Origin of the sequence: Pseudooceanicola lipolyticus, assembly GCF_002786325.1 — a bacterium.
Classification (GTDB): domain Bacteria; phylum Pseudomonadota; class Alphaproteobacteria; order Rhodobacterales; family Rhodobacteraceae; genus Pseudooceanicola_C; species Pseudooceanicola_C lipolyticus.
In genome coordinates this window covers 1-5202 of sequence record NZ_PGTB01000211.1, presented here as the reverse complement: position 1 = coordinate 5202, position 5202 = coordinate 1, and the positions used below count along the sequence as shown (strand labels likewise).

4 protein-coding genes are annotated in these 5202 nt (G+C 68.8%); 1 reads left to right on the top strand and 3 read right to left on the bottom strand.

Going from position 1 to position 5202, the window contains the following annotated elements; translation table 11 throughout:
• Window positions 1-1057: DUF1501 domain-containing protein (locus CVM52_RS23260; protein ID WP_100164728.1), on the bottom strand; the 1057-nt coding region annotated here is incomplete at its 3' end.
• A gap of 10 nt (window positions 1058-1067) precedes the next feature.
• Complete coding sequence (locus CVM52_RS23255; RefSeq protein WP_100164730.1) at window positions 1068-2444, bottom strand: DUF1800 domain-containing protein; 1377 nt, start codon at window positions 2442-2444, stop codon at window positions 1068-1070.
• Between the two features lie 251 nt (window positions 2445-2695).
• Here CVM52_RS23255 and CVM52_RS23250 point away from each other — a divergent pair, with 251 nt between their 5' ends.
• The gene (locus tag CVM52_RS23250; protein ID WP_100164729.1) at window positions 2696-3328 is read left to right on the top strand and encodes an MT-A70 family methyltransferase; all 633 of its coding nucleotides are present in this window, start codon (window positions 2696-2698) and stop codon (window positions 3326-3328) included.
• Between the two features lie 11 nt (window positions 3329-3339).
• Here the strand turns inward: CVM52_RS23250 and CVM52_RS23245 are convergent, their stop codons facing one another.
• Complete coding sequence (locus tag CVM52_RS23245) at window positions 3340-4995, bottom strand: ABC transporter permease (RefSeq protein WP_240621049.1); 1656 nt, start codon at window positions 4993-4995, stop codon at window positions 3340-3342.
• Window positions 4996-5202 lie beyond the last annotated feature (207 nt).

Sequence of the window (5202 nt, the reverse complement as noted above, 5' to 3'; positions counted from 1 at the left end):
CGGCCAGGCCGGGCCAGTCGCCATAGACCTTGCCGCCGCGGATCGCACCGCCGGCCAGCAGCATCACGCCGCCGGTGCCGTGATCGGTGCCGCCGGTGCCGTTGACGCGGGCGGTGCGGCCGAATTCGGTCATCGCGACGATGGCGGTCTTGCCCCAGATCTCGGCCCCCAGCCCGGCTTGCAGGCCCAGCACGGTGTCGGCCAGCCGCTGCAGCGCCGGCTGGATCGCCTTGTCCTGCCGGTTGTGGGTGTCCCAGCCGTTGATCGAGAACGAGGCGATGCGGGTGTCGCCGCGCAGTTGTTCGGCGGCAAATTCCGCCACTTTCAGATGTGCCTTGCCCCGCATCGGCGCCGGCAGCGCCATCATGCCGCTGTCGGCTTCGGTTTCGGCCATGGCGCCGGTCTCGCCGCCCGAGGACAGCATCAGCGCCTCGCTCAGTGCCGCGTGGAAGGCCGGGTCGTCCTCCATCATCATCTCGGCCAGGCGCACCGCCTGCGGGGTCAGCACCAGGTCGGCCTCGGGCGACCAGTCCGACACCGGCACCGGGCCGGACAACACTTTCATCTCGCCATGGCCGATGGCAAAGGCGGTGCGCGCCTCGATCCCCGGCACCTTGGACAGCATCCGATTCAGCCAGCCGTCGCGCACGCCGCTCAGCGAGGCGGTGCCCGCCTCCAGCAGGTCTTGCCCGTCGAAATGGCTGCGCTTGTCGCGATAGGGGGTCGAAACCGCGTGCACAAAGCCCAGCTGGCCCGCGGACCAGAGCGGCATCAGCGGTGCCAGCGCCGGGTGCAGCGCGAAGAACCCGTCGAGATCGGCGGCGCCCTGATCCGGCCCGCCGCCCAGCTGGCCGCGCAGCGCGGCATATTCCGCCGCGCCATAGGGGCGCACCACGTCCAGCCCGTCCATCGCGCCGCGCAGGATGATCACCACCAGCCGCCGGTCCCAGGGGGCGGCGGCAAAGCTCATCGGGGTCAGCAGCGGGCTGGCCGCCGCCGAACAGCCGATCAGAGCGGAGCGGGCCAGAAAGGCGCGGCGGCTTAAAGTTTGGGTCATGGCCGGTCTCCTATCGGCGCTGGAAGGCGGGCGAGGCCAGTACCAGGCCGATCGCCTCGGGCTGGCTTTCGGCGGCGGTGGCGGCAAAGCGCACCTTTTCGGTGGCAAACGGCCCCAGCGCCTGATCGACGAAGACGCGCGGATCGGGCAGGTTGGGCTGCAGCTCGCGCGGGGCGGCCAGCGCCCAGCGCAGCCGCGCCGACACGCCCGGCGGGGTGATCCAGGCCGCGTCCTGTTCGGGCCAGCCATCGGGCCCGTTGGGGCGGTGCCAGCGCTGGCCCATGGCGATCAGCGGCTGTTCCAGCAGCTTGCGCAGCGCGCCGGGTTTCATCCGCGCCATCCGCTCGGGGCGCACCGCCAGCGCCCTCCAGGCGCTGGCGACGAAATCGACCGGCGGTTTCACGTTGTGGCGCGTCTCGTCCCAGGCGGCGGGATGTTCCAGCAGCGCGGAATAGACCGACGGCAGGTCACCCTGGGTGGCGATGAACCGCGCCTCGACATGGGCGACCAGGTCGTCCGGCGGGGTGTCGGAGTGGAAATGCACCGCCAGCTTGCGGGCGATATGGCGCGCGGTGGCCGGGTGCCGCGCCAGGTCGGTCAGCGCCGCGCGGATCGGATCCATGCCGGCCCTGCGGCCGCCATAGCTTTGGCCCAGCACGGTTTCGGCGCCCGGTTCGGTATAGGCCTCGGCAAAGCGGAAGCCGCCGTCGCGGGTGGTGGACATGCCGGTAAACAGCTCGGCCAGTTCGCGCACGTCCTGCTGGCCGTAGGGGCCGCCGACGCCCAGCGTGTGCAGCTCCATCACCTCGCGGGCGAGGTTTTCGTTCAGCCCTTCCAGTTTGTCCTGCTTGGCCGCCGCGCGGCTGCCCGGGCCAACCGAGGCGGCCTGGTCGAGGTAATGCAGCATCAGCGGGTGGGTGCTGGCGGCAATCAGCAGCTCGGCGAACGAACCGGCGATATGCGGGCGGATCGCCTCTTCGATATAGGGGGCGGTGGCGGTGGCGAGGATGCCGTTCTTGCCATGGGCGGTGAAATGATCGCTCCAGAAGGCGACCAGCCGCTCGCGGAAGGGCGTCGCGCTCATCGTGCTGCGCATCAGCGTGTGCACGGTCCAGGTCAGCCCGATCCGCGCCTGTTCCTGCTTGAGCTTGCGGAAGGCGTCGACCGACTCTTTGCTGCGCTTGCTGCGCATGGTCCCGCGCCGGACCTCCTTGGCGCGGGCGATCCAGGCGCGATAGGTGTCGTAACGTTCGATCGGAAACGCCTGCGCCATGTCATCCGGCGCGGCCAGCCCGTCCAGCAGCGCCTGCGGCGCGGCCGGCGGCGCGATCACCGGCGACAGGCCGCAGCCAAAGCGAATCTCGGCGAGTTGGGGAGAGAACACCACCTGGAAAACTCCGTGACTTGGCCCGGTTTCGGCGCTGATGATATCACCGCCGGCAGGCGCGTACACTGCCCTGCACAAGCAGAACGCATCACATTTCCGTCTCCGGCGCGAAACCGCGCAGAGGTGCCATTAAGCTTTGCGCAAGCAGCACTGTTCTACTATTGTTCCAGCTCGGGCTGCGGCATGGTCAAGCCGCGCAGAGGTGAAACAGAGGCGTGACAGCGGCGGAAAAGGCAGGCTATATGTTGGATATGTCAAATTCACCCGCACAAGACCTGCGCAATTTCCTGGGCGCTGACCGGTTCGGCACCGTCATGGCCGATCCGCCGTGGCGGTTTACCAACCGCACCGGCAAGGTGGCGCCGGAACATAAGCGGCTGGCGCGCTATCCGACGATGACGCTGGACGAGATCTGCGACCTGCCGGTGGCGGCGCATATGGAGGCGGCGGCGCATTGTTATCTGTGGGTGCCCAACGCGCTGCTGCCCGACGGGCTGCGGGTGCTGTCATCCTGGGGCTTCGAATACAAGTCGAACATCGTCTGGCACAAGATTCGCAAGGATGGCGGCAGCGACGGGCGCGGTGTGGGTTTCTATTTCCGCAATGTGACCGAGTTGCTGCTGTTCGGCACCCGTGGCCGCAACGCCCGCACGCTGGCGCCCGGACGGCGGCAGGTCAACATGCTGCAGACGCGCAAGCGGGAACATTCGCGCAAGCCCGACGAACAATACGAGCTGATCGAAAGCTGTTCCTGGGGGCCTTACCTGGAACTGTTCGGCCGCGGCGTGCGCGACGGCTGGACCGTCTGGGGCAACCAGGCCGATGCCGATTACAAGCCCAGCTGGAAGACCTATTCCTATAATTCCGGCGTCGCCGCGGAATAGCGCGCGCCGCATTACCGCTTCTTGCCGACCTGGCGGCAGATCAGGATCACCGGCAGCAGCCCCACCGCCATGATCACCAGCGACGGCACCGCCGCGCCTTCCAGCCGTTCGTCCGAAGCCAGGCGGAAGGCCTGCACCGCCAGCGTGTCATAGTTGAACGGCCGCATGATCAGCGTCGCTGGCAGTTCCTTCATCACGTCGACAAAGACGATCAACAGCGCGGTCAGCAGGCTGGGGGTCAGGATCGGCAGATGCACCCGCATCAGCGTGCGCGCCGGGCCGTGGCCGAGCGAGCGGGCGGCGGCGTCCATGTTGCCATGCACCATGCTTTGCCCGCCCTCGTAGGCGCCCAGCGCGGCAGCGAGGAAACGCACCATATAGGCGCCGACCAGCAGCCAGATCGAACCGGTGACCAGCAGCCCGGTGGAATAGTCGAACCGCGCCCGCATCCAGGCATCGAGCGCGTTGTCAAAGGCGGCGAAGGGCACCATCAGCCCCACCGCGATCACCCCGCCCGGCACCGCATAGCCCAGCCGCGCCACATAGCCGGCCAGCCCCGAGGACAGGCCGGGGCGCAGCCGCTGGTAGAACCCCACCGCAATCGCCGCCAGCACCGTGACCACGGCCGCGGTGCCCGCCAGGGTCAGCGAATTGGTGATGAACCCGACATAGCGGCGCGACAGCAGGTTCTGTTCCGATCCCAGCCCCATGGTGACCAGCACCACCACCGGCAGCAGGAAGCCGAAGGTGACCGGCACCGCGCAGAGCAGCAACGCGCAAAGCGCCCGCCAGCCGCTCAGCTGCGCCGGCGGCAGCGCGATATGCGCCTTGCCGGCCTGGTGGTATTTGGCGCGTCCGCGCTGCACCCGCTCGACCACCGCCAACAGCAGGGCAAAGCCCAGCAGGCACAGCGCCAGCTGCGCCGCGGCGGCGCGGTCGGCCATCGAGAACCAGCTGGTATAGATGCCGGTGGCAAAGGTCTGCACGCTGAAATAGGCCACCGTGCCGTAATCGGCGATGGTTTCCATCACCGCCAGCAACACGCCGGCGGCGATCAGCGGCCGCGCGGTGGGCAGGCTGACCCGCCAGAAGGCCGACCACGAGGAATGCCCCAGCGTGCGCGCCGCCAGGAAGGCGGCCGAGCTTTGCTGCAGGAAGGCGGTGCGCGCCAGCAGATAGACGTAAGGATACAGCACCAGCACCAGCATTGCCGCGGCACCGCCCAGCGAGCGAATCTCGGGGAACCAGTAATCGCGCGGCCCCCAGCCGGTGACCTGGCGCAGCGTCGCCTGCACGATGCCGGGATGGTCGAGGATGAAGGTATAGGCATAGGCCAGCACATAGGCCGGGAAGGCCAGCGGCAGCACCAGCGCCACCTCGAAAAACCGTGCGCCGGGAAAACGTGTCATCGTCACCAGCCAGGCGGCGCCGACACCCAGCGACAGCGTGCCCGCCGCGACCAGCACCACCAGCGCCAGGGTGGCGGCGGTATAGCGCGGCAGCACCGTGCCCAGCAGATGCGCGACCGTGTCGGTGCCGCCGGTCACCGCGGCCAGCGCCACCGCCACCATTGGCAGCAGACAGGCGGCGGCCACAGCCCAGGCCAGCCCGCCCAGCACGCCGGCGGATTTCTTGCGGACCGATCCGCCGGTTGCGAACTGTTTCAGCTCGGCCAAGCCGCCCTGCCCCCCGTTGCGAAGACTGTTGTTATCGGGGGTTTTCCGGCGGATTTCCAGCCGACATTTGCAGCTCTAGACCCCGAAGGCGATGGCGTTCAGCCCGGCGCGCAGCTGGTCGGGCGACAGCGCCCCCAGCTCGGCATCGACGGCATCATGGGTGCGCCGCCAGGCCGGCACCGCCCGGGCCAGCCGGTC